The sequence below is a fragment of the Arthrobacter sp. KNU-44 genome, assembly GCF_051843155.1.
In the GTDB taxonomy this organism is placed as follows: domain Bacteria; phylum Actinomycetota; class Actinomycetes; order Actinomycetales; family Micrococcaceae; genus Arthrobacter.
Genome location: NZ_JBPXNG010000002.1, coordinates 3,975,209 through 3,994,933 on the forward strand (window position 1 = coordinate 3,975,209; position 19,725 = coordinate 3,994,933).

At 64.8% G+C, this 19,725-nt stretch carries 14 protein-coding genes, 1 tRNA gene and 1 pseudogene; 9 read left to right on the plus strand and 7 right to left on the minus strand.

What is annotated here, in order from left to right; genetic code table 11:
* The first annotated feature begins 69 nt into the window (after positions 1-69).
* The 7 genes from ACSVHC_RS19665 to glgP all read left to right on the plus strand — a co-directional run bounded on the left by ACSVHC_RS19665 (position 70) and on the right by glgP (position 7,445).
* Complete coding sequence (locus tag ACSVHC_RS19665; protein WP_437770533.1) at positions 70-303, plus strand: hypothetical protein; 234 nt, start codon at positions 70-72, stop codon at positions 301-303.
* A gap of 46 nt (positions 304-349) precedes the next feature.
* The gene (gene nadD / locus ACSVHC_RS19670; protein ID WP_439181230.1) at positions 350-979 is read left to right on the plus strand and encodes a nicotinate-nucleotide adenylyltransferase; all 630 of its coding nucleotides are present in this window, start codon (positions 350-352) and stop codon (positions 977-979) included.
* 7 nt (positions 980-986) lie between these two features.
* Positions 987-2,231 carry a hypothetical protein gene (locus tag ACSVHC_RS19675; protein ID WP_439181231.1) on the plus strand — a complete coding sequence of 415 codons (1,245 nt, stop codon included), beginning with the start codon at positions 987-989 and terminating at the stop codon, positions 2,229-2,231.
* Between the two features lie 63 nt (positions 2,232-2,294).
* On the plus strand, positions 2,295-2,693 hold the full coding sequence (gene rsfS, locus ACSVHC_RS19680; RefSeq protein WP_059389355.1) for a ribosome silencing factor: 399 nt from the start codon (positions 2,295-2,297) through the stop codon (positions 2,691-2,693).
* A 142-nt stretch (positions 2,694-2,835) separates the two neighbouring features.
* Positions 2,836-2,911, plus strand: a tRNA-Ala gene (locus ACSVHC_RS19685).
* Positions 2,912-3,200: 289 nt separating this feature from the next.
* Entirely contained in the window at positions 3,201-4,217 is a 1,017-nt protein-coding gene (locus ACSVHC_RS19690) for a LacI family DNA-binding transcriptional regulator (protein WP_437770531.1), read from the plus strand.
* Positions 4,218-4,838: 621 nt separating this feature from the next.
* Entirely contained in the window at positions 4,839-7,445 is a 2,607-nt protein-coding gene (gene glgP, locus ACSVHC_RS19695) for an alpha-glucan family phosphorylase (RefSeq protein WP_439181232.1), read from the plus strand.
* 85 nt (positions 7,446-7,530) lie between these two features.
* Here glgP and ACSVHC_RS19700 read toward each other — a convergent pair whose 3' ends face one another.
* Both ACSVHC_RS19700 and ACSVHC_RS19705 read right to left on the minus strand, forming a co-directional pair.
* Entirely contained in the window at positions 7,531-8,316 is a 786-nt protein-coding gene (locus ACSVHC_RS19700; protein ID WP_439181233.1) for a LacI family DNA-binding transcriptional regulator, read from the minus strand.
* A 245-nt stretch (positions 8,317-8,561) separates the two neighbouring features.
* Positions 8,562-8,714: pseudogene (locus ACSVHC_RS19705) on the minus strand (hypothetical protein); the annotation flags it as partial.
* 116 nt (positions 8,715-8,830) lie between these two features.
* On the opposite strand from ACSVHC_RS19705, the gene ACSVHC_RS19710 reads away from it, so the two are divergent.
* Together ACSVHC_RS19710 and ACSVHC_RS19715 are read left to right on the plus strand one after the other, a co-directional pair.
* Positions 8,831-9,934, plus strand: coding sequence for a Gfo/Idh/MocA family protein (locus tag ACSVHC_RS19710; RefSeq protein ID WP_437770528.1), 1,104 nt, complete (start codon positions 8,831-8,833; stop codon positions 9,932-9,934).
* The gene (locus tag ACSVHC_RS19715) at positions 9,934-10,683 is read left to right on the plus strand and encodes a ThuA domain-containing protein (RefSeq protein WP_437770527.1); all 750 of its coding nucleotides are present in this window, start codon (positions 9,934-9,936) and stop codon (positions 10,681-10,683) included. The genes ACSVHC_RS19710 and ACSVHC_RS19715 overlap by 1 nt, the downstream gene beginning before the upstream one ends.
* Here ACSVHC_RS19715 and ACSVHC_RS19720 read toward each other — a convergent pair.
* The 5 genes from ACSVHC_RS19720 to ACSVHC_RS19740 are packed head-to-tail and all read right to left on the minus strand — an operon-like array spanning position 10,676 to position 19,718.
* Positions 10,676-14,107 (minus strand): error-prone DNA polymerase, encoded by a 3,432-nt coding sequence (locus ACSVHC_RS19720; RefSeq protein WP_439181234.1) that lies wholly within the window; start codon positions 14,105-14,107, stop codon positions 10,676-10,678. The two genes, ACSVHC_RS19715 and ACSVHC_RS19720, sit on opposite strands and share 8 nt — an antisense overlap.
* A 35-nt stretch (positions 14,108-14,142) precedes the next feature.
* Positions 14,143-15,765, minus strand: coding sequence for a DNA polymerase Y family protein (locus tag ACSVHC_RS19725; protein ID WP_437770525.1), 1,623 nt, complete (start codon positions 15,763-15,765; stop codon positions 14,143-14,145).
* A complete protein-coding gene (locus ACSVHC_RS19730) occupies positions 15,762-16,418 on the minus strand; it encodes a hypothetical protein (protein ID WP_437770524.1) in 657 nt (218 codons plus the stop codon). Before ACSVHC_RS19730 ends, ACSVHC_RS19725 begins: the two co-directional genes overlap by 4 nt.
* 31 nt (positions 16,419-16,449) lie before the next feature.
* Positions 16,450-18,192, minus strand: a complete 1,743-nt coding sequence (locus tag ACSVHC_RS19735) for an ABC transporter permease subunit (RefSeq protein ID WP_439181236.1) — start codon at positions 18,190-18,192, stop codon at positions 16,450-16,452.
* A complete protein-coding gene (locus tag ACSVHC_RS19740; protein ID WP_437770522.1) occupies positions 18,192-19,718 on the minus strand; it encodes an ABC transporter substrate-binding protein in 1,527 nt (508 codons plus the stop codon). Before ACSVHC_RS19740 ends, ACSVHC_RS19735 begins: the two co-directional genes overlap by 1 nt.
* Positions 19,719-19,725 lie beyond the last annotated feature (7 nt).

Below are 19,725 nucleotides of genomic sequence, written 5' to 3' on the forward strand. Positions count from 1 at the left end.
ACATAGAACAGAAGTCTTGAACGGTGGGAGGATCCGCCGTCGAAATCCTTTGAACCGCTAGGGGAGAAAATGCAGTTTCAGCAGATCGCCATTTCCATTCTCGCTCAAGGGGGCGAGAGCGAGGCGCCGGCGCCGTTGTGGGCTCCTCCTATCGTCTTCGGCATCACCATCTTCTCCATCCTCCTGGTCCTGATGTTCGTGGCGGTCTCCTACACGAACCTTGGCAACCGTCACGACGCCGTCGAAGAGCACTCGGATCCGCACCGCCAGCACCCGGCCAAGCACCCAGGGCTGGGTCACTAACATTTCCGCCGCAAAACCCTTCGAGGAAACGGGGCGCCGACTTCGCTTGGGCGTGATGGGTGGAACCTTCGATCCCATTCACCACGGCCACTTGGTTGCTGCCAGTGAGGTTGCCGCCAAGTTCCGCTTGGACGAGGTGGTATTCGTGCCCACCGGCGAGCCGTGGCAGAAATCGCACAAGCAGGTCAGTCAAGCCGAGCACCGATACTTGATGACGGTCATTGCCACGGCTTCCAACCCCAATTTCACGGTGAGCCGCGTGGATGTGGACCGCCCCGGTCCCACGTTCACCATCGATACCCTGCGGGATCTCCGGACCCAGCGGCCGGACGCGGACTTGTTCTTCATCACGGGCGCTGACGCCCTCGCGCAGATCCTGTCCTGGAAAGATGTCGACGAGCTTTGGACCCTGGCGCACTTTGTCGGTGTCACCCGGCCCGGTCATGTTCTTGACGGCATGGGCAGGGAGGACGTCAGTCTGTTGGAAGTGCCTGCCATGGCGATTTCCTCGACGGACTGCCGCGCCCGCGTGGGTGCAGGCAATCCGGTCTGGTACCTCGTGCCTGATGGAGTAGTGCAGTACATCGCCAAATACAAGCTGTACTCGGGCAAACCCGGCATGGGGGAGCCCCTGCATGCTATGACCGGATCAGACCACCAAGCCCGTACCGAGTGAGTTTTGAATGAGCCAGGAACAGCCCCCCATCCCTAGCCGGCGCGAGCTTCGACGAGCCCGGGACGCACGCGTGGAAGAAACCGGCGCACGTCCCGCGGTAGCCGAGGCCGTTACCTCCGACGACGCCGACCACGCGTCCGGTGGCGCTTCGGTCAATCGGGTGCGCCGGGTGGCCGATGCTCCGCTGGACGCCAAACCCGCCTCGGAACGTTCTTCGCAGGCCCGTGCACGCGACCGCGCCGCACTCCGCGCCATCAAGGAACTCGCGGATAAGGAGCAGCAGCTTTCCCGCGGCGGTCCGCCCACGCGCCGCCAGTTGCGCCTGCAGCAATTGCAGGAAGAAGTTGCCCCGGGCACCTCGGCGATCCCCGTTGTTCCTGCACCCGGATCCGGGCCGAGGACGTCCAGTGTCCCCGTCCAGGCTCCCGGCAGGCAGCAGTCCGGCCCTGATCGCCCGGGCGTATCGCCTGGCGGCGGTGTCCGGGTCACGGCAGGCCCACCCCCCGGTGCGCCCGAGATGACCGTGGAGCAGGCCTTGATGGCCCGCGAGCTCTTGGCCGCCCAAGCGAACAATCAGTCCAACAAGCTTGAGCACATCGCGGCAATGGAATCAGCGGTGCAGAAAGTCCCGGCCGCTGAACCCGGGGTTCCCGGTACCGACGTCGATCCAGCGGACCCAGAGGCGCTGGCCGAACAAATCGCCCAGGCTGAACGCGAGGCTATCCTCAACAAGAGGGCCATGGCGAAGCAGAAACTTGCCGAGCAGAACAGCCGTCCTTCAGGTCCGGTCCGCGTTGAACCTTCCGTGGCCAGCAACCTGGCCATGGTGACGCCCCTGGAATTCGTGAAGGTTCCGGGACTCGAGCGTCCCGTCATGAAGCCGCCCGGCACCACCTTTGTTCCTCTCGTGACCTCACCTGCGCCGAAACTGAAGCCCGGGCAGTCGGCGTCGGCCAAGTCCCGCAGCATGCGCGGCCGCGCAGGAGTGCTGGCGCGGGCGGAGGCCGCTGCGAAAGCGGCGGGTCGACGCCCGGCGTCGGACTCAGCATCGGATGGCGAGGCATTTGCGGAAGCGGCCGAACATCCGCCCATTTCAGCAAGTTCGGCTTACGGACTTGAACCGCTCGACGCCGCGACGGCGGGACTCGGGCGCGCCCAGCGTACCCGGCTACTGGTCCTCGGACTCGTCGGCATCGGAGTCATCGCCCTGATTGCGGGCATCATCATGATCACCAGCGGACTTTCCCGCTGACAACAACGGCTTTTGCCACCAAACAGGCTTCGTTCATTCTTGAAGCCGCATACAAGGAGTCCCGTGACTGCACATGAACAATCCGTCCTCTTGGCCCGCCACGCCGCCCGCGCGGCAGCGGACAAGCTGGCCGAGGACATCATCGCCTTGGACGTCAGCGAACGTCTGGCCCTGACCGACGTCTTCCTGATCGCCTCGGCTCCAACCGAGCGCCAGGTCAACGCCATCGTGGACGGCATCGAGGAGGAGCTGCTCAAGCAGGATCTGCGCCCGGTCCGCCGCGAAGGACGTTCCGAAGGCCGCTGGGTCCTGTTGGACTACGCCGACATCGTGGTGCACGTCCAGCACTCCGAGGACAGGGTCTTCTACGCCCTGGAACGCCTGTGGAAAGACTGCCCGGTAGTGGATCTGGAACTCGGTGACGACGCCTCGGCGAAGGCTCCCGCCGTCGAGGAATCCTAGGCGTTAAGGCACCAACCAACTGAATATGCCCGATTTGGAATTTTCGGAAATGCTGTTCTAAGATATTTGAGTTGCTTCGGAGGAATCCGAAAACTGGAGGAGATTTCCAGCCAGTTCACGGCTCGTGAAGCAGCAAGGATATGGGGCTGTGGCGCAGCTGGTAGCGCACCTGCATGGCATGCAGGGGGTCAGGGGTTCGAGTCCCCTCAGCTCCACCATGGAGGCCTTGCTTGGAACGTGGACTAGGTTCATGTTCCGGGCAGGGCCTCATTTTTGTGAGAAGGGGTCCACCCAGCGGGTGATTCCCCTTTTTGTGGTGTGAGGCATCCCCTTGCCGCACCCTCGCTTAGCTGGTGAGTGTATGAAACAGTGGGCTCAGCATGCCTTCACCACTTTGCCAACCGATTACGGTTTACTATGAGGCATTACCGTCCGGCGGATTGCGGTCAATCGCGATCCCACCGCCGAGCAGCCACCGACAATGCAGGGGGATACTCCTTGGTAACTATGGCCGATGTTGCGCGGGTAGCCGGCGTTTCCAGGAGCACTGTGTCCTATGCGCTCAGTGGTGTCCGGCCGATTGCGCCCGAAACGCGGGAGCGCATCCTGCAGGCCATGTCCGACCTTGGCTATACGCCGAACCTGCTCGCCCAGGGTTTGGCCGGCAAACGGACCGGCATCGTCTCCTTGATTTTTCCGGTCGGGGAGCAAGGCATGAACACCACGGAATTCGAGTACGTCCAAGGTGCCGCGGAGCAAGCGCGCGCTGACGGATACCATCTCCTTCTGTGGCCAATGGACCCCGACGACCTGGGCGAGATGCAGCGGATCGTGGCCCAAGGCCTCGTAGATGGAATCCTCCTCATGGAAGTCAGGTCATTCGACGAACGGATTCCAGTCCTTTTGGAAACGGGTGTTCCATTCGTCACGATCGGACGGCCAACGGATGCTGATGGCCTGACGTTCGTGGACGCAGATTTCGAAGCCATGGGGGAGCTGGCAGTGTCGCACCTCGTCAGCTTGGGGCACAGGGAAATCGGCCTTGTCACGCACTCGCGTGAGTCCCTGGACACCGGATACGGCCCGATGGTCCGGTCCTGGGACGCCGTGGCAGCTGCCGCGTCGCGGCACGGGATCACTGCGCGGCTTTTCCCAACCGCGAGCTCGCTTGCCGGTGGTCGCGAGGTGTTCGGTCAGATCCTGGAAGAATCTCCGGAAACAACCGGACTCGTGATGATCAATGAAGCGGCTACCGCAGGGCTTCTGGGTGCCGCTGCGGCCCACGGTTGGCAAGTCCCGGAGTACCTCTCCGTTGTCGCGATCAACACCAGTGCCGGCTCAGCGGAGCGCTTCATGCCGGCCCTTACGACGGCGTCCGCCGAACCGAGCGTCATGGGTCGTGAGGCAGCACAATTCCTTACCCGGCGCCTCAAGAGTGACGGCGCGGATGCCGTGCAGTGGCTCGCTGAACCGGTGCTGACGCTGCGCGGAAGCACCGCTGTGGCACGGACCACCCAGCCGTAGAATCGCCTCGCCGTTCTGGTGCAGTCCGTCAATTCGAGGCATTCATTACGCGCTCCTATCGCACGTGATTGTGACATTTGACACACCGTCGCGCCGCCAACTACTGTCGAGCCATCGACCCGCGTCGACAAGGCGCGTCGACGAACGGCGATGAAATTCCTCCGGATACAACTTGGGGGATGGTCACCGATCAGTGTTCCCGGAGACTAAGGAAGTAAGTCGTGCTTGGAATCATTCGGTACCAATCCTCCGAATTGACGATGCGGTCGATGTCACGCAAACCGGAACGGGAATTCGCCGGCTTCCTGCGCGGATCCACGAGTAGCCGCGTCGACTTGTTCCCGGATCGTAAAGCCCCGGGAATAGTGCATGGACGGAACCTGGAGACCGCTGCCTGCTTCTGAGTTCCGGGACCGGGCGCAGGAGGGGCCAATGATGCCCGTCCCAAGCATGTAAGCGCTTGCCCTGTGCCGGTTGTGCCCGCAAAGGCCTCCCCACCTGGCCCCGCGGTGGTCCCACCCCTAGCCAACATCTCCCCAATCATCACAACAACCTCTTGGAGGTACACCGCATGAAAACGTCGACCAAACCGGCGCTGTCCGCGTTCGAAGGTGGCCGGAAGTGAAAGCGATTCGACGGTTCACGGTACGAACGGTTCTGCCGGAAGCTATAGCCCCGCTCGCCCGATTGGCGAAGAACTTGCGTTGGTCATGGCATTTGCCGACGCGTGAACTGTTCTCCGCGCTGAACGCCGAAGCCTGGGAACAAAGCGAGCATGACCCTATGACTTTCCTGGGCCTGGTCAGCCGCGAGGAACTGCAGGACCTTGCCGCGGATGGCGCCGTCGTCGAGCGCGTGCAGCAGGCGGCGGTGGATCTGGACCGGTATCTGAGTGAGCCGCGCTGGTACCAGGGCCTGGGTCCGGATGCTCCGGCGTGCATCGCGTATTTCTCGCCCGAGTTCGGGATCACCGAGGTGCTTCCGCAGTATTCCGGCGGCCTGGGGATCCTGGCCGGGGACCACCTGAAGGCCGCTTCGGACCTGGGCGTGCCGCTGATCGGCGTCGGGCTGCTGTATCAGGCGGGCTACTTCAAGCAGTCCCTCTCCCGGGACGCCTGGCAGCAGGAGACCTACCCGGTCCTGGACCCGGACGGGCTGCCCCTGACACTGCTGCGTGAGGAAGACGGTTCGCCGGCTCTGGTCACGCTTCCGCTGCCGGGTGACCGGACGCTGCGGGCGCACATCTGGCGTGCCGACGTCGGGCGGGTTCCGCTGCTGCTGCTGGACTCGAACGTCCCGGCCAACGACGATGCCGCGCGCGGGATCACGGACCGGCTCTACGGCGGCGGCGGTGACCACCGCCTGCAGCAGGAACTGCTGCTGGGCATGGGCGGGGTGAAGGCCCTGCGCGTCTACCAGCGCCTCACCGGCACCCCGGCCCCGGAAGTGTTCCACACCAACGAAGGCCACGCCGGGTTCCTGGGCATCGAACGCATCCAGGAACTCATGTCCGCCGAAGCCCCGCTGAGCTGGTCCGAGGCCCTCGCCGCCGGACGCGCGTCCACGGTGTTCACCACCCACACCCCCGTCCCGGCCGGCATCGACCGTTTCGAGGCCGTGCAGATCAGGCACTTCTTCGACGCCGGCCTGGCCCCGGACGTCCCGGTGGAGAAAGTCCTGGACCTGGGCCGGGAAAACTACGACGGCGGCAACCCCGCGGTCTTCAACATGGCCGTCATGGGCCTGCGCCTGGCGCAGCGGGCCAACGGCGTGGCCAAACTCCACGGCGTGGTCTCCCGCGAGATGTTCTCCGGGCTCTGGCCGGGCTTCGACCACTCCGAAATCCCCATCACCTCCGTCACCAACGGCGTCCACGTACCCACCTGGATCGATCCCAAGATGAGCCGGCTCGCCGCAAAGTACTTCGGCAGCACCGACGTGGATGCCACGGGCTGGGACAAGATCTACGACGTAAGCGATGCCGAGCTTTGGGCCCTGCGAGGCGAGTTGCGTTCCGCCTTGGTTGATGACGTGCGCAAGCGCCTGCGATCTTCATGGAAGAAGCGCGGGGCGGCCGATGCGGAGCTGGGCTGGACGGACACCGTGCTGGACCCGGACGTGCTCACGATCGGTTTCGCCCGGCGCGTGCCCACCTACAAGCGCCTGACCCTCATGCTCCGGGACCCGGCCCGCCTCAAGGCGCTGCTGCTGCACCCGAAGCACCCCATCCAGCTGGTCATCGCCGGCAAGTCCCACCCGGCCGATGACGCCGGCAAGAAGATGATCCAGGACCTGGTGAAGTTCACCGACGACCCCGCCGTGAGGCACCGGATCGTGTTCCTGCCCAACTACGACATCGCCATGGCCCGGACCCTGTTCCCGGGCTGCGACGTGTGGCTGAACAACCCGCTGCGGCCCCTGGAGGCCTGCGGCACGTCCGGGATGAAGGCGGCGATCAACGGCTCCCTGAACCTCTCGGTGCTGGACGGCTGGTGGGATGAGATGTACGACGGCGAGAACGGCTGGGCGATCCCGACCGCGAACAACGACGCGTCACCGACCGAACGCGATGACATCGAAGCCGCCGCGCTCTACGAGCTCCTGGAGACCCAGGTGGCGCCGCGCTTCTACGGCTCCACGGTCTCCGCGGACGCCGGCGCGGCCGGGCCCTCGCAGTCGGGCCCGGAAGCCGTGCCGACGCACTGGGTGTCCATGATCAAGCACACCCTGGCCCACCTCGGCCCGGCAGTCTCGGCGGACCGGATGCTGCAGGACTACGTCAACACCCTCTACCGCCCGGCAGCTGTGGCCGGCAGGCAAGCGGGAACGGCGTCGTTCAAGGAAGCGAAGGAACTCGCGGCGTGGACCACCAAGGTCCGCAACGCCTGGCCGCAGCTGATCGTGGAACACGTCGATTCCATCGGCGTCTCCGAAGAACCCCAGATCGGCGACACCCTCCAGGTCAACGCCTACATCGCCCTCCACGAACTCACGCCCGAGGACGTGTCGGTTGAAGTGGCGTATGGCAGGGCTCAGGACGGGGACGAGCTGGAGGATGTTGCTCTGGTCGAGCTGACCGAAACGGAGGACCTCGGCAACGGGCGCCACCTGTTCACCGGGTCCATCCTGATCAACCGCTCCGGATCGTTCGGCTACACCGTCCGGGTCTTCCCGAAGCACCCCTCCCTGGCCTCGAAGGCCGAACTGGGACTGATCGCGAACGCCTAAGAAATGCGCCCCCGCTGCGGTTCGAGCAGCGGGGGCGCGTTCCGTTAAAGGGGGCGTCGCCCAGCGGCAACGTTGCTTTCGTAGTTCAGCCGCAGCCGCAGCTTTCCCGCACTACAAGCTCCACGGGTAGCTCTTTGGACACCGGCTCGGATCCGGGATTGGCGATCTGGTGGATGAGGATGCTGGCGGCGGCACGCCCCAGGGCGATCATGGGCTGTCGGACGGTGGTGAGCGTGGGGCGATTGACCCGGCCCGCCGCCAATCCATCGAAACCCGTGACCGCAATCTGTCCCGGCACTTCCACTCCGGCCCGTTCCAGGGCATCCAGATACAGGAGTGCCTCGGCATCGACGGAACAGACAAGTGCTTCAGGAAGTGCGGCGCCCGATAACAGCCCATGGATAGTCGCGTCCGAGTCCGCAGCCAGGTCCACCCCGGCGCCCAACGTGCCGTTCGCGTCCCGCCCCGGTGCCGGCAGCGTTTGGGTGTCCAACCCCGCCTCTGCCATGGCCAGGAGGTATCCGGCGAAGCGCTGTTCACGGTCCGGAGAGCCGGACGGGCCCACAAAAGTGATGGCGCGGTGTCCGTGGTGCTGGATCAAATGGTTCGTGAGGACCCGCATGCCTTCGGTGTTCTCCACCGAGACGCGGTTCAGCCCGGTCTCCTCCGGTGGATCGGCAAGCTCCACTACCGGAATCCGTTCCGCGATCCGCCGCAGGACCTCGACCGGAAAAGTATTGGGGAACACCGCAAGGCCGTCCACACGGCCGGCAATGTCGTTGATGTCCGCCTCGGATCTGCCGCCACCACCCTCTCCGACCATGAGAACGAAGCCCCGCCTGCGGCATTCCATTTCGACGCCCCGCTGCACCTCGTCGTGATACAGCGGGAAGAGCCGAAACTCCCCGTTGGCGTCGTCGGAGAACAGATCACGGGGCAGGAGAGCGTCCGCATCGCCGGGGACGCGGGCCGCGCCAGCGCCGGACCGGTTGAAGTAGTCGTAGGAGAAAAGGCCGATTGCTCCCGTTTTCCCCGGGCCAGGCCCCTCGCGCTGGCACTTGGAAGGTAACCGAGTTCGTGCGCAGCCTCCATCACCAATGTCCTGGTGGATTCGCGCACCCGGTGCGGCTGGGTGAAGGAGAGCGATACCGTTGCAATCGAGACGGCGGCGCGCTCGGCGACGTCGTAGATTGTCGGTTTCTTGGCCATGGCGACTCCTTTTCCGCCCCTCAGTCTAGGCGCATGCCCAGCCATGGAGGCTCGTAGCATGCCCCAATCCGGAAACGGCGAAAAGTCGAAGCGCTTAACTGATTGACGCTGTTCGGAGGCCCATGAAAGCGTATTTATTGGCCCCAACCCGGAATACGCGAAAAGACAGGAATACCGTGGGCATTCAGCAACAAGCAACGTCAGCACGCCTCAAAGTGGGCGTTGTGGGCATCGGATGGGCTGGCCAACAGCACCTTAAGGCTTACAGCGCCATCGAAGGCGTGGATATCGTCGCCGTCGCCGGGATGGAAGAAGACCTCCTAGCCCAGATGAAGCAGGAATACGGCATTCCGCATGCTTTCGCACGCTGGGAAGACATGATCGGGCTGGAAGGTTTGGATGCGATCAGCGTGGCCGTTCCGACCTTCCTGCACGCTCCGATTTCCATAGCGGCCCTGGAGCGTGGACTGCACGTACTGAGCGAAAAGCCACTGGCACGCAACGGCGACGAAGGACGCGCCATGGTCGAGGCGGCCCGGAAGGCCGGCCGGGTCCTGGACGTTGCGTTCAACCACCGCCGCCGTGGCGACATTCAAAAACTCAAGAGCATCATCGACGACGGCGGACTCGGACGTCCGTACTACGCCAAGGGCTCCTGGCTGCGCCGCGCCGGCATCCCGACCCTGGGCAGCTGGTTCACCAATCCGGAACTGGCCGGCGGCGGTCCACTGGCTGACATCGGAGTCCACGTGTTGGACTACTCGCTCCACCTTTTGGGCGAGCCCAAGGTCCTGTCCGTCTCGGCGCAGACCCACTCGGAGCTAGGGCCGCGGGGCCGCGGCGGCAACTCCCGGTACACCGCAGGGCCCGCGAGCCACAAGTTCGAAGTAGAGGACTTCGCCACTGCCTTCATCCGGCTCGAAGGCGGCGGTACCCTGATCCTCGAAGCGGGTTGGGCGAGCTACCGCGAGGTGGACGACCTGCTCGACTTCACGGTCTACGGGACCGACGGCGGTGCCGAACTACGCGCCGCCGGGGCGCCGCTGCAGCCCGTCGGCAGCTTGAAGATCTTCACGGAGAAGGACGGCGAGAACGCCGACTACGAGCCCGAAGCGATTCCAGGCCTTGCCCATCAGGCCGTCGTCGACGACTTCATCGCCGCCGTCCGCGGCGGGGAGACCGTCTGGGGACAACACGACGGATCGCTCGCCCTGAGCCGCGCCCTCATCCTTGATGCCTGCTACAAGTCCGCCCTCGAACAACGCGAAGTGGTGCTCTGATGACCGACAAGAAACTGAAGATCGTCGTCTGGAACGAAGCCGTCCACGAGGCCCGCAACCAACCGGACTCCATGGCGGAAATGTACCCGGACGGCATCCACGGTGCCATCGCGGCGGGTCTGCGGGGCTACTACCCGGATGCTGAAATCACGACGGCGACCCTCGCCGATCCCGAACACGGGCTGGACGAGGAAACCCTTGCCGCCACCGACGTCCTGCTCTGGTGGGGGCACATCGCCCACAACGAGGTCAGCGATGAGGCAGTGGAACGCGTCCAGCGGCATGTCCTGGGCGGGATGGGACTCGTGGTGCTGCACTCAGGGCATTTCGCGAAGATCTTCACCCGGCTGTTGGGCACCACGTGTTCGCTCAAGTGGCGCAACGACGGCGAACGCGAGCTCGTGTGGACGGTCAAGCCATCGCATCCGATCGCGGCCGGCGTCGAGAGCCCCATCCTGATCCCCAAGCAGGAGATGTACGGCGAACTCTTCGACATTCCGGAGCCGGACGACCTGATCTTCATCAGCTCCTTCGAAGGCGGCGAGGTGTTCCGCTCCGGCGTGACGTTCTCCCGCGGCAAGGGGCGGATCTTCTACTTCAGCCCCGGCGACCAGGAGTACCCCGTTTACCACCAGCCGCAGATCCAGAGGGTCATCGCGAACGGCGTGGGCTGGGCAGCGCAGCCCGAACAGTTCCGGGATGCTCCGGGAGTGACCAACCCCGCCCGGGCCTGGTTTTTGGCTACCTGAAATCGCGGGAGTTGGACTTCACTGTCAGGACCAGGGGTTCGAGCTTGTCCGCCACGAGATTGGTGACTCCTTCCGGCGATCGTTCAAGGAACCCCCTGACGATCAGCGCGGATGATTCCCGGGCGACGCGGCGATGCCTCTTCCAGAGGCCAACGCTGCAGATGACGTTGAGGATGCCGCTCTCGTCCTCCAGATTGACGAAGGTGATCCCTTGCGCGGTCTGGGGGCGTTGGCGGTGGGTCACGACGCCGGCCACTTCAACACGCGTGCCGGACTCGACCTGGGAGAGCCGGTCCACCCGCAGCACCCCTCTGGAATCCAGGGCTCCGCGGGCATGGCGCATCGGATGGTCATCGGTACTGATTCCTGTGGCCCACATGTCGTAGGCAACATTTTCCAGGGGGGAGAGCTCGGGCAGCAGCGGCGGCTGGACGGCGACGCGGGTCCCCGGCAATTGTCCTTCCCGCTCGAGCGCGGCATCTCCGGCCTGCCACAACGCTTCGCGGCGGTTCATCCCCAGCGAATCCAGTGCGCCGGCTGAAGCGAGTGCCTCCAGCTGGTCCGCGCTGAGATTCGCACGGCGGGACAAATCCGCCATATCCCCGTAGGCACCATGCTCCTCACGCTCGGTGACGATCCGCTTCGCCACCTCGGCACCGATGGACGTCACGCCGTCGAGCCCCAACCGCACAGCGTGCGAGCCATCCCGCCGGTGCAGGTGGTCCTCACGTGGTCGATCCTGCTGGAAGAGGCCGATCTCCGGCTGGTGGAAGTCCAGGCAGGAAGCCATGCCGCCTGCCTGGCCCGCTTCGGTACTTGTAGCCTCGTCGAGCACTTCGAGGGTCGCCTCGGCAAGGGAATGCAGTACATCAGGACGCAACACCTGGACCCCGTGCCTGCGGGCATCCGCCACGAGGGTTTGCGGGGAGTAGAAGCCCATGGGTTGTGCCCGGAGCAGGGACGCGAGGAACGCGCCGGGGTAGTGCAGCTTCAGCCACGAGCTTGCGTAGACCAACACCGCGAAGCTCAAGGAGTGGGATTCCGCGAAACCGAAGTTGGCAAAGGCCTGGATCTTGCCGTAGATGGCGTCGGCGTCGTCCTTGCTGATTCCGTTGGCCGCCATCCCCGCATAGAGCTTGGCCTCGAGGGACTCGATCTTCTCCCGGCCCCGCTTGGAGCCCATCGCGCGGCGGAGCAGGTCCGCATCCTCGGCAGTGCAGCCACCCACGGCAACTGCCATCTGCATCAGCTGCTCCTGGAACAAGGGCACACCCAAGGTCCGCTTCAGCACGGGCTCCAGCAATGGATGAAGATACGTGACTTTTTCCGTGCCTGCACGGCGTCGGATGTACGGGTGGACGGCGCCGCCTTGGACGGGACCCGGGCGGATCAGCGCGATTTCGACCACCAGATCGTAGAATTCCCTCGGTTTCAGCCGGGGCAGAGTGCTGATCTGGGCCCGTGATTCCACTTGGAAGACCCCGATCGAGTCGGCCCGGCAGAGCATGTCGTAGACGGCCGGTTCTTCCCGCGGGATGGTCTCGATTGTCCAACGCTCCCCGAAATGCTTGTCGATCAAATCGAAGGAGTACTGCAGTGCGGCGAGCATGCCCAGGCCGAGAAGGTCGAACTTGACCAGGCCCATCCATTCGCAATCGTCCTTGTCCCATTGCAGGACCGTGCGGTTTTCCATCCGGGCACGTTCGATGGGTACCACCTCGCCGACAGGCCGTTCGGTGAGGACCATACCGCCGGAGTGGATGCCCAGGTGCCGGGGGAAGCCCAGTATCTGGTCAGCAAGTTCCAGGACCGGGGCCGGGATGTTGTTGGTCTTGCCTTCGCTGAGATCGCCCCAGTGATCGAGCCGCTTGGACCACGCGTCCTGCTGGCCCTGGCTGTAGCCGAGCGCCTTGGCGATGTCCCTGACGGCGTTCTTCGGCCTGTAACTGATGACATTCGCTACTTGGGCCGCGTTGAACCGTCCGTATTTGCGGTAGACGTACTGGATGACTTCTTCCCGCCGGTCCGAGTCGAAATCGACGTCGATGTCCGGTTCTTCCTCGCGGAGGCTGGAGAGGAAACGCTCGAACGGAAGGTTGTAGAAGATACTGTCGACGGCGGTGATCCCCAGCGCGTAGCAGACAGCCGAGTTCGCCGCGGAACCCCGGCCTTGGCAGAGGATGCCGCTGGAACGCGCGAACTGCACGATGTCGTGCACAATCAGGAAATAGCCGGGGAAGTTCTTCGCCTCGATCACTGCGAGTTCCTGCTCGATCCGGCTATGGACCCGTTCGTCGGCATACGGGTATTTGTCCCTGACACCTTCTTCAACAAGTTGCCGGAGCCAGGTGATAAGACTGTGCCCGGCAGGAACATCAAGCTTGGGGAGCTTCGGGCGGGCTGCCCGTAACTGGAACGCAAGCTCGTCGGCGATTTCGACAGTCCGCTCGACCGCGCCGGGGTAGCGGGCGAACCGTGCTGCCATCTCGGAACCGCTCCGCAGATGGGCGCCGCTGTTTGCGGGCAGCCACCCGTCGAGTTCCTCCAGGCTGCGGCGTGCCCGGACAGCCGCCATGGCCGTTGCCAGCGGGTATCCCTCGGGGGACGCATAATGTACGGCGTTGCTGGCGATGAAAGGTATCCCCGCCCGCTCGGCAATACGGACAAGGGCGTCGTTGTGGCTGCTGTCGAGGGGATTCCCGTGATCGAACAGCTCCACCACCACGTTTTCCCGCCCGAATCTCTCGATCAACGCATCCACCTCAAAGGCAGCGGCTTGCTCGCCGTCGCTCATGAGGGCCCTCCGGACTGAGCCTTTACGGCATCCGGTCAGCACCAGGCAGTGGTCCCTCAGGGTATGCGCCAGCTCATCGAGGTCGTAGATGGGATGGCCCTTCTCCGCATCGGCTGCCAGATGGGCGGACGTCATCGCCCCTGCCAATCGGTGGTAGCCCTCTTCCTTCCGGGCGAGGACGAGCAAATGGTCACCTTCGGGGTCGGCTTCCCCTTGCTGGGGTTTGCTGAGCCCGAGCGACAGCTCAGCGCCGAACACGGTCTTTAGCTCATAGGCTTCTGCGGCCTCCGCCATTCGCACGATCCCGTAGAAGCCGTCGTGATCGGTCAGTGCGAGGGCATGGATACCCAGCCGGACCGCCTCCTCAACCAGTTTCTCGGGTGAGGAGGCGCCGTCCAGGAAGCTGTAGTGCGAATGCGCGTGCAGTTCGGCATAAGGCACGACGGCGGCATCCGCCCTCGATGCGACCCCTGCGGGATCGAGGGGGACAGGACGGTAAGGCCCGCGTTTCCTCGACCAGGCCGGGCTGTCACCGCCGTCTCCTTTGGCCTTGCCGATCTCCGGCACTCGCCGGTCCGAGAGGGTGCGTTCGAACTCCGACCATGGGATTGACGGGTTGTTCCAAGCCATCTTTGTCTTCCTGACTAGAGTTCAGCGTCTGGTGTTCAGTCGTAGCGGGCCTCTGCCCACCAGTTCTGCTCGTCCAGGAGAAGGAGCCAGGCCTCTCCATTCCCGTCCACAAGCTGGAACCGGTCCGCTTCAAGGCGATGGTCGGCGTCCCACCATCTCTGCCGCAGCGGCCAAGGGCCGGCCCACTGAGCTACCAGTCGTCGTCGTGCGGGGTCTCCGCCGGGACAGAACCACATAGGCGGGGCAATCAACCCGCCACGGTGGTCTGTACGGACTTTTTCCTTGTTCGCATCAAGCAGCAGGACAGGGATAAGGGAGGCGAACACCGTGGCGGGCTGCGGGTCTGGAATCCTTCCGGGCCACGGCCTGCTGGCCAGGGCTGCCGATCCCGCGGGCAAGGCATCTCCCCAAGGAACCAAACGGCGCCGCTCGGCCAGCAAGCGGCCTCCGGAGACCGCAGGCACGACCACAGCTTCATGCCCCAACATGCTTTGGATCCGGCTGAGTCCATGATGAATCTGTTCCTCGGCTCCGTCTCCAAAGAGCGCCCGCCCATGATGGGCGATGGAGTCCACCCGGACGGGGACGAACTCGACCCGCGTGACCGGCGACGACAGTCCGCCGCGAGCCATGCCGCCGTCGTGCATTCCGCCGTCGACTGTTTTATCGGTGGCGCGGGCGGGGGGCTGTGACTGAAGCTGCCAGCGCACCCTGTCCACGACGTCGCTGGCCGTGAAATGGCGGGGGTGGCCCCACGTCCGCTCCGAGCGGCTCCCTGCATCGTCAGTGATCAGAACCCTTAGCTCGGTGCAGACCAAGCCTTCAGTCTGCACCTCGGCTACGAAGGCGTCTGCCGTGGCGCGGAGCTGAAAGGCGAGTTGGTCAACCCGGTCCAGGCCGGGTTCGAAGTCCGCCCGTTGTTCAAGTTTCCGCGGGGGAGTCCGGGGGATCACCTTGCGGGGATCCTGGCCGCTCGCCAGGGCGTGCGCAGTGACTCCGGCCGCCCCGAAACGGGCGCGGATATCGGCAGCGGGAAGATTGGCGAAATTCCCCAAAGTGAGGATGCCAAGGCGTTTGAGCAAGGAAGCTAGTTTCGGTTGCCCTAGTACTTCCACTGGAAATGGAGCCAGGAAATCCCGGGAAGAACCCGCCGGGAGCACAAGAACGGCAGAGAGTTCGCTGGTGCTCCGGGCTGCTTGCTCGGCGGCAAACACGGAATCCGCAATCCCCACACGGGCCTCCACACCAAGGCTGTCCGCCGATTCAAGCACAGCACCTGCGGCCGCTTCCTCTCCGCCGTAATATCGGGTGGCACCCTTGGCCCGGATAGCGCATAGTCCGGGGCGAAGCACTTCCACGCCAGGAGTCCGTTCCTCGAGTGACGAGACCACGGGCTCGAATTCCCTCGCATCCCGCACCGGATCAACAGCACACACCACTAACTCAGGGCAGCGGGTCTGCGCTTCCCTTAGCCGCAAGCCCCGGACTACTCCCTCTGCCCGGGCTTCCGCGGAGCAGGCAGCTATGACACCTTTGGCTACGACTGCCGCGGGTACATCAGGCGGCAGGGCATCTGCCAAGCGGGCGGCGACAAGGGGCCAATCCGGGAACCATGTCACCAACGCGCGCACCGGGGTTTCAAGTTGAAACAGCATCATGCTCCCATCCGGTGGCGGGACAGATCTACCGGGCCACTGTCCGCAAGATCCACGGAGGCCCTGCGGGAACTGCCCCTCAAAGCGACTTGGAGCTCGAGCTCCTGCTTGGCGAGATGTCCGTGGCCCTGTCCGAGCCCCGCCCACTCATATCCATTCACTTGTAAGACGGCTTCACTCTGCGGCCAGGGTCCCATGACAAGGAGGACGGAACTCCGTTCCCGGAGCCTGGCTCCCAAGCGTGCAGCCTCGGCTGGTGCGACTCTTTCCGGAGCGCGTGCAAGGACCACCGAGAGCACGTCCGCCATGGCAGCGATCACCTGCGTCCAGCTGGTCCCGGGGTCAGGCACCAGCACCAGCCGGTCGAGCGCAATGCCGAAACCTGCTGCCGCCTCGACCCCGAAGTCAGGCAGCCCAGCTACCCCGCACCAGGAGCCATTGAGGGACGGTCCGGCCAACAATGCCATGGCCAGGGACATGGATCCCTGTATGGAGTACGCCGCTCCCGGGCGCAGTCCCCCCGGAAGGAGCCTGCTGAGTGAGGGGAGCACTGGAAGCGAACGTTCGCTTCCGCGCTTGCCCTGCATGAGGTGGATCTGCGCCTGCAAGTCATCGCGCAGCGAAGCCGGCGAAGCGGAAGACAGGCGGGATGACATACTTCAATTTTCGAACATATATTCGAATGAGTCAATTGGAGGCCGGAGCCCCCTGCGAGCGCGACCACGTCACGCTCGACAGCGAAACGGCCAGGATCGAAGCGAGGATCAACGCCGAGGCCGGGGCGGCAACGGCCCAAGGGGCACGCTCCACGTAGTTGATACCCTCGGCGAGGATCAGGCCCCACTCGGGCGACGGCTGGTGGGGGCCGAGGCCGAGGAATCCCAAAGCAGCCAAGGCGAGCGCGATTCCCGGTACCCGGAGCATCGAATGCCTGAACACCGGGCCAAGGATGGCCGGGAGGATATAGCGCCAGAGGATGCGGACCCGCCCCACACCCAGGACCGGAAGGATCTTCACGTGGGGCTGGGCCCTGGCCTCCTGCGCCAAGGCCGCTGTGTGGGCGGCGAGGGGTGCCCAACTGACCAGGGTGACGGCTATCGCCGCACCTTCGGCAGACGGCCCGGTCACCACGGCAACGATCAGGCCGGCCAGGATGGGCGGAGCGGCGTTGGCTACTTCAAGGGGACCAGTCGCCGCGAGCGGGAAGAGCCCGACGACGATCCCGATCACAAGGCAAGCCAGCACCACGAGCAGAGCCGTTCCCAGCGTGGACACGGCACCGTGCCCCACCCTGGCAAGGAGGTCCCGTCCGCTCGCGTCGGCCCCGAAGGGCAGCTCGAAGCCCGGGCCGGCAAGCCGCGCATGGCTCGAGGTGAATGGGTCGCGAAGCAATCCCGCGACGACGATGAGCAGCAACGCTCCTGCCGCAACGAGCGGAACCGCGGCATCCCGCCGTCGTGATCTTCCCGGCGAGTCCGGGACCGGAACTGTCCCAGAGCGCAGCGCCGCTCCCATGAGAAGGTATCGGGCCGCGGCGCTGAGGGAACCGGCTGCGATGGCCAGCATGAGAAGGGCCAGTACTCCGGCCTGCAACGCGGGTATGTCCTGGGCGCTCGCCGCGCCCAGGACCGCGCGGCCCAAACCGGGAATCGCGAAGACCTTCTCCACGGCAACCGCCCCGCCGGTGAGGCCAATCAGGACAAGCCCGATCTGGCTCATCACCGATGGCAGGGCCCGGCGGAGTACCGCACCGGTGAGCCTCGCGCGGCTGGCTCCGGCCATGGCCCACGTGGCCACCCATTTTTCGGCGAACGCCAGGCTGATGGCGTCGGAAAGCAACCGCCCGATGAGCCCGCCGGCGGGCAGACCGAGGGCGAGGGCCGGCAACACCGCGTGGTCCAGGCCCTGCCAGCCATACGGCGGGAACCAGCCCAGCCACACCGCACCGACGACAAGGAGCATCGCCGCGAGGAGGAACTCGGGGAGGGCGGTCATGGCTGCCGCCACGACGCCGGAACCTCGGCCCGGGTTCCCGGCCAGTCCGCGAATCACGGAAGGAACGCACAGTGTGGTGGCCACCACCGTCGCAACGGCCACCGCGCAGGCCATCAGCGTAACGGAGACTCCGAGAGTTTCCAGGGTGCCGGGACCAACAGGGGTGTTGGTGATCCAGGAATTCCCCATGTCCCCGCGCAAAAGGCCCCCGGCCCAGTCGAGGAAGATGCGCACCGGTCCTCGATCGAGTCCGAGCTCCGCGCGGATCATGCCCAGCGTTTCATCAATCGCTTCCCGGTCGGCGTAACGGGCCCTCAGGATGGTGTATTCCGGGCTTTGTCCCGATAGCCACGGCAAGATCCCGATCAGCACAACTATGGCGAAGAGTGCCACGGCCCGGGAAGCCGCGGTTTTGATGAACGCCGGGCTCCGCATCAGCCGGCGATTCCTGTCTTGCTCGTGATCAGGGCGCGCTCGCGGGGATCACGTTCGACGTTGTGGATCCTGGCTGATTCGCCTTGGATGACGCGTTCGTGCAGCAGCGGCACGGCCGCATCCTTCGCGAGGATCAGTGCTTCGGCGGCGGCAATTGCCGCCCGGCGCTCCGGGCCTGCCGGGATGGCGGCGGCCTTGCTCAGTGCTGCGTCCACCTCCGGATCGCAGAACTGGGAGATGTTGAAGGAGCCTTTGCAGGAGAAGTCGCTGAACATGTAGGCGACGGGGTCGCCGGAGTCGAGGACCGTGGCCCGGGACAGGATGAAGGCATCGAACTTGCCGGCCAGGGCGTCTGCCTCGATGTGCTGGTACTCGCGGACTTCCTGCTCCACGATGAAGCCGGCGGCTTCGAGCTGCTGCTCAAGCTGCACGGCGACCTCGGGCAGTTCGGCCCGATCGGTGAACGTGCCGAGTTTGATGTGGCGGCCATTGGCGGGTGCCGCTTCCCCCCGCTTCTTCAGGGTTTCAATGTATGTGGTGTTTTGCCGCTCCTTGGCCGCCCAGGGGAGAGCTGGGCCCAAGAGGCCTTCGGCGATGTCCGCACGTCCTTCGTAGACCCGGTCAACAATGGTGGCCCGTTGGACCGAGGTGCGTGCCGCTGCCCGGACCGACGGATCCGCGAAGGGACCCGCCTTGGTGTTCAAGTAGAGGGTATTGGTGCGGGGCATGGGGACTTCGTGAACCAAGTCCGCCTTGATCTGGGCGACCTGGCCTACGGGAATGGCCTCCACGACGTCGGCAGTTCCAGTCCTCAGCGCGGCCGCGCGCGCCGTGCCGTCGGGAACGTATTGGACGTCGACCCCGCTGCTTGCCGCTTTTTCGCCCCAGTAGTCGGCGAAGCGGTTGAGTGTTGCCGAGCTGGTGCCGTCCGCGGAAGCAAGGACGTAGGGGCCGGTTCCTGCGTTGATGGGGCTGACGACCCCGACGGGCTTGTAGGCGGACGCGGCGAGGATGGAAAGCTGCGGGCTGGAAAGCCGCTGCGGAACCAGCGGGTCGTCCGTTTGGGTGGTGACGACGACGGCGTTCCCGCCGTCCGTCCGGACGCTCAGCTGGACGCCGTCGAGGATCCGTGGCTTGGGCTTTGCGTTGGCCGCCGCCGTCAGCGATGCCGTCACTTGCTCGGCCGTCAGAGGCGTTCCGTCATGGAATTTCACGCCTGCGCGGAGTTCGAAGCGCCAGTTCCTGCTGTCCAGTTGCTTCCAGGCTGTTGAAAGCGATGGCTGGGCGTCGCCAAGGGCATCCAGGACAACCAGCGTCTCGGCGGTCTTCCACCGTGAGAGTTTGAAGGCATCGTCGCTCAGTGGGGTGAGCCCTGAACGGGGTGGCTGCAACATGGCTACTTTGATTCGGGAGTCGTTGCTGGTGACCGATGATGTGTTGCCTTGGGCGAAGCAAGCACTGAGTGCTGCGGCCATTGCGAAGGAGAGGAGTATCGCGGCAACTGCTTTTGGACGTGGAATAGCCATGGATGGA

Excerpts from the sequence above, each read along its gene's own strand:
- ACSVHC_RS19665 (WP_437770533.1), top strand. The coding sequence starts at position 70 with ATGCAGTTTCAGCAGATCGCCATTTCCATTCTCGCTCAAGGGGGCGAG.
- ACSVHC_RS19675 (WP_439181231.1), top strand. The coding sequence starts at position 987 with ATGAGCCAGGAACAGCCCCCCATCCCTAGCCGGCGCGAGCTTCGACGA.
- ACSVHC_RS19690 (WP_437770531.1), top strand. The coding sequence starts at position 3,201 with ATGGCCGATGTTGCGCGGGTAGCCGGCGTTTCCAGGAGCACTGTGTCC.
- ACSVHC_RS19715 (WP_437770527.1), top strand. The coding sequence starts at position 9,934 with ATGACCGACAAGAAACTGAAGATCGTCGTCTGGAACGAAGCCGTCCAC.
- ACSVHC_RS19720 (WP_439181234.1), bottom strand. The coding sequence starts at position 14,107 with ATGGCTTGGAACAACCCGTCAATCCCATGGTCGGAGTTCGAACGCACC.
- ACSVHC_RS19725 (WP_437770525.1), bottom strand. The coding sequence starts at position 15,765 with ATGATGCTGTTTCAACTTGAAACCCCGGTGCGCGCGTTGGTGACATGG.
- ACSVHC_RS19730 (WP_437770524.1), bottom strand. The coding sequence starts at position 16,418 with ATGTCATCCCGCCTGTCTTCCGCTTCGCCGGCTTCGCTGCGCGATGAC.
- ACSVHC_RS19735 (WP_439181236.1), bottom strand. The coding sequence starts at position 18,192 with ATGCGGAGCCCGGCGTTCATCAAAACCGCGGCTTCCCGGGCCGTGGCA.
- ACSVHC_RS19740 (WP_437770522.1), bottom strand. The coding sequence starts at position 19,718 with ATGGCTATTCCACGTCCAAAAGCAGTTGCCGCGATACTCCTCTCCTTC.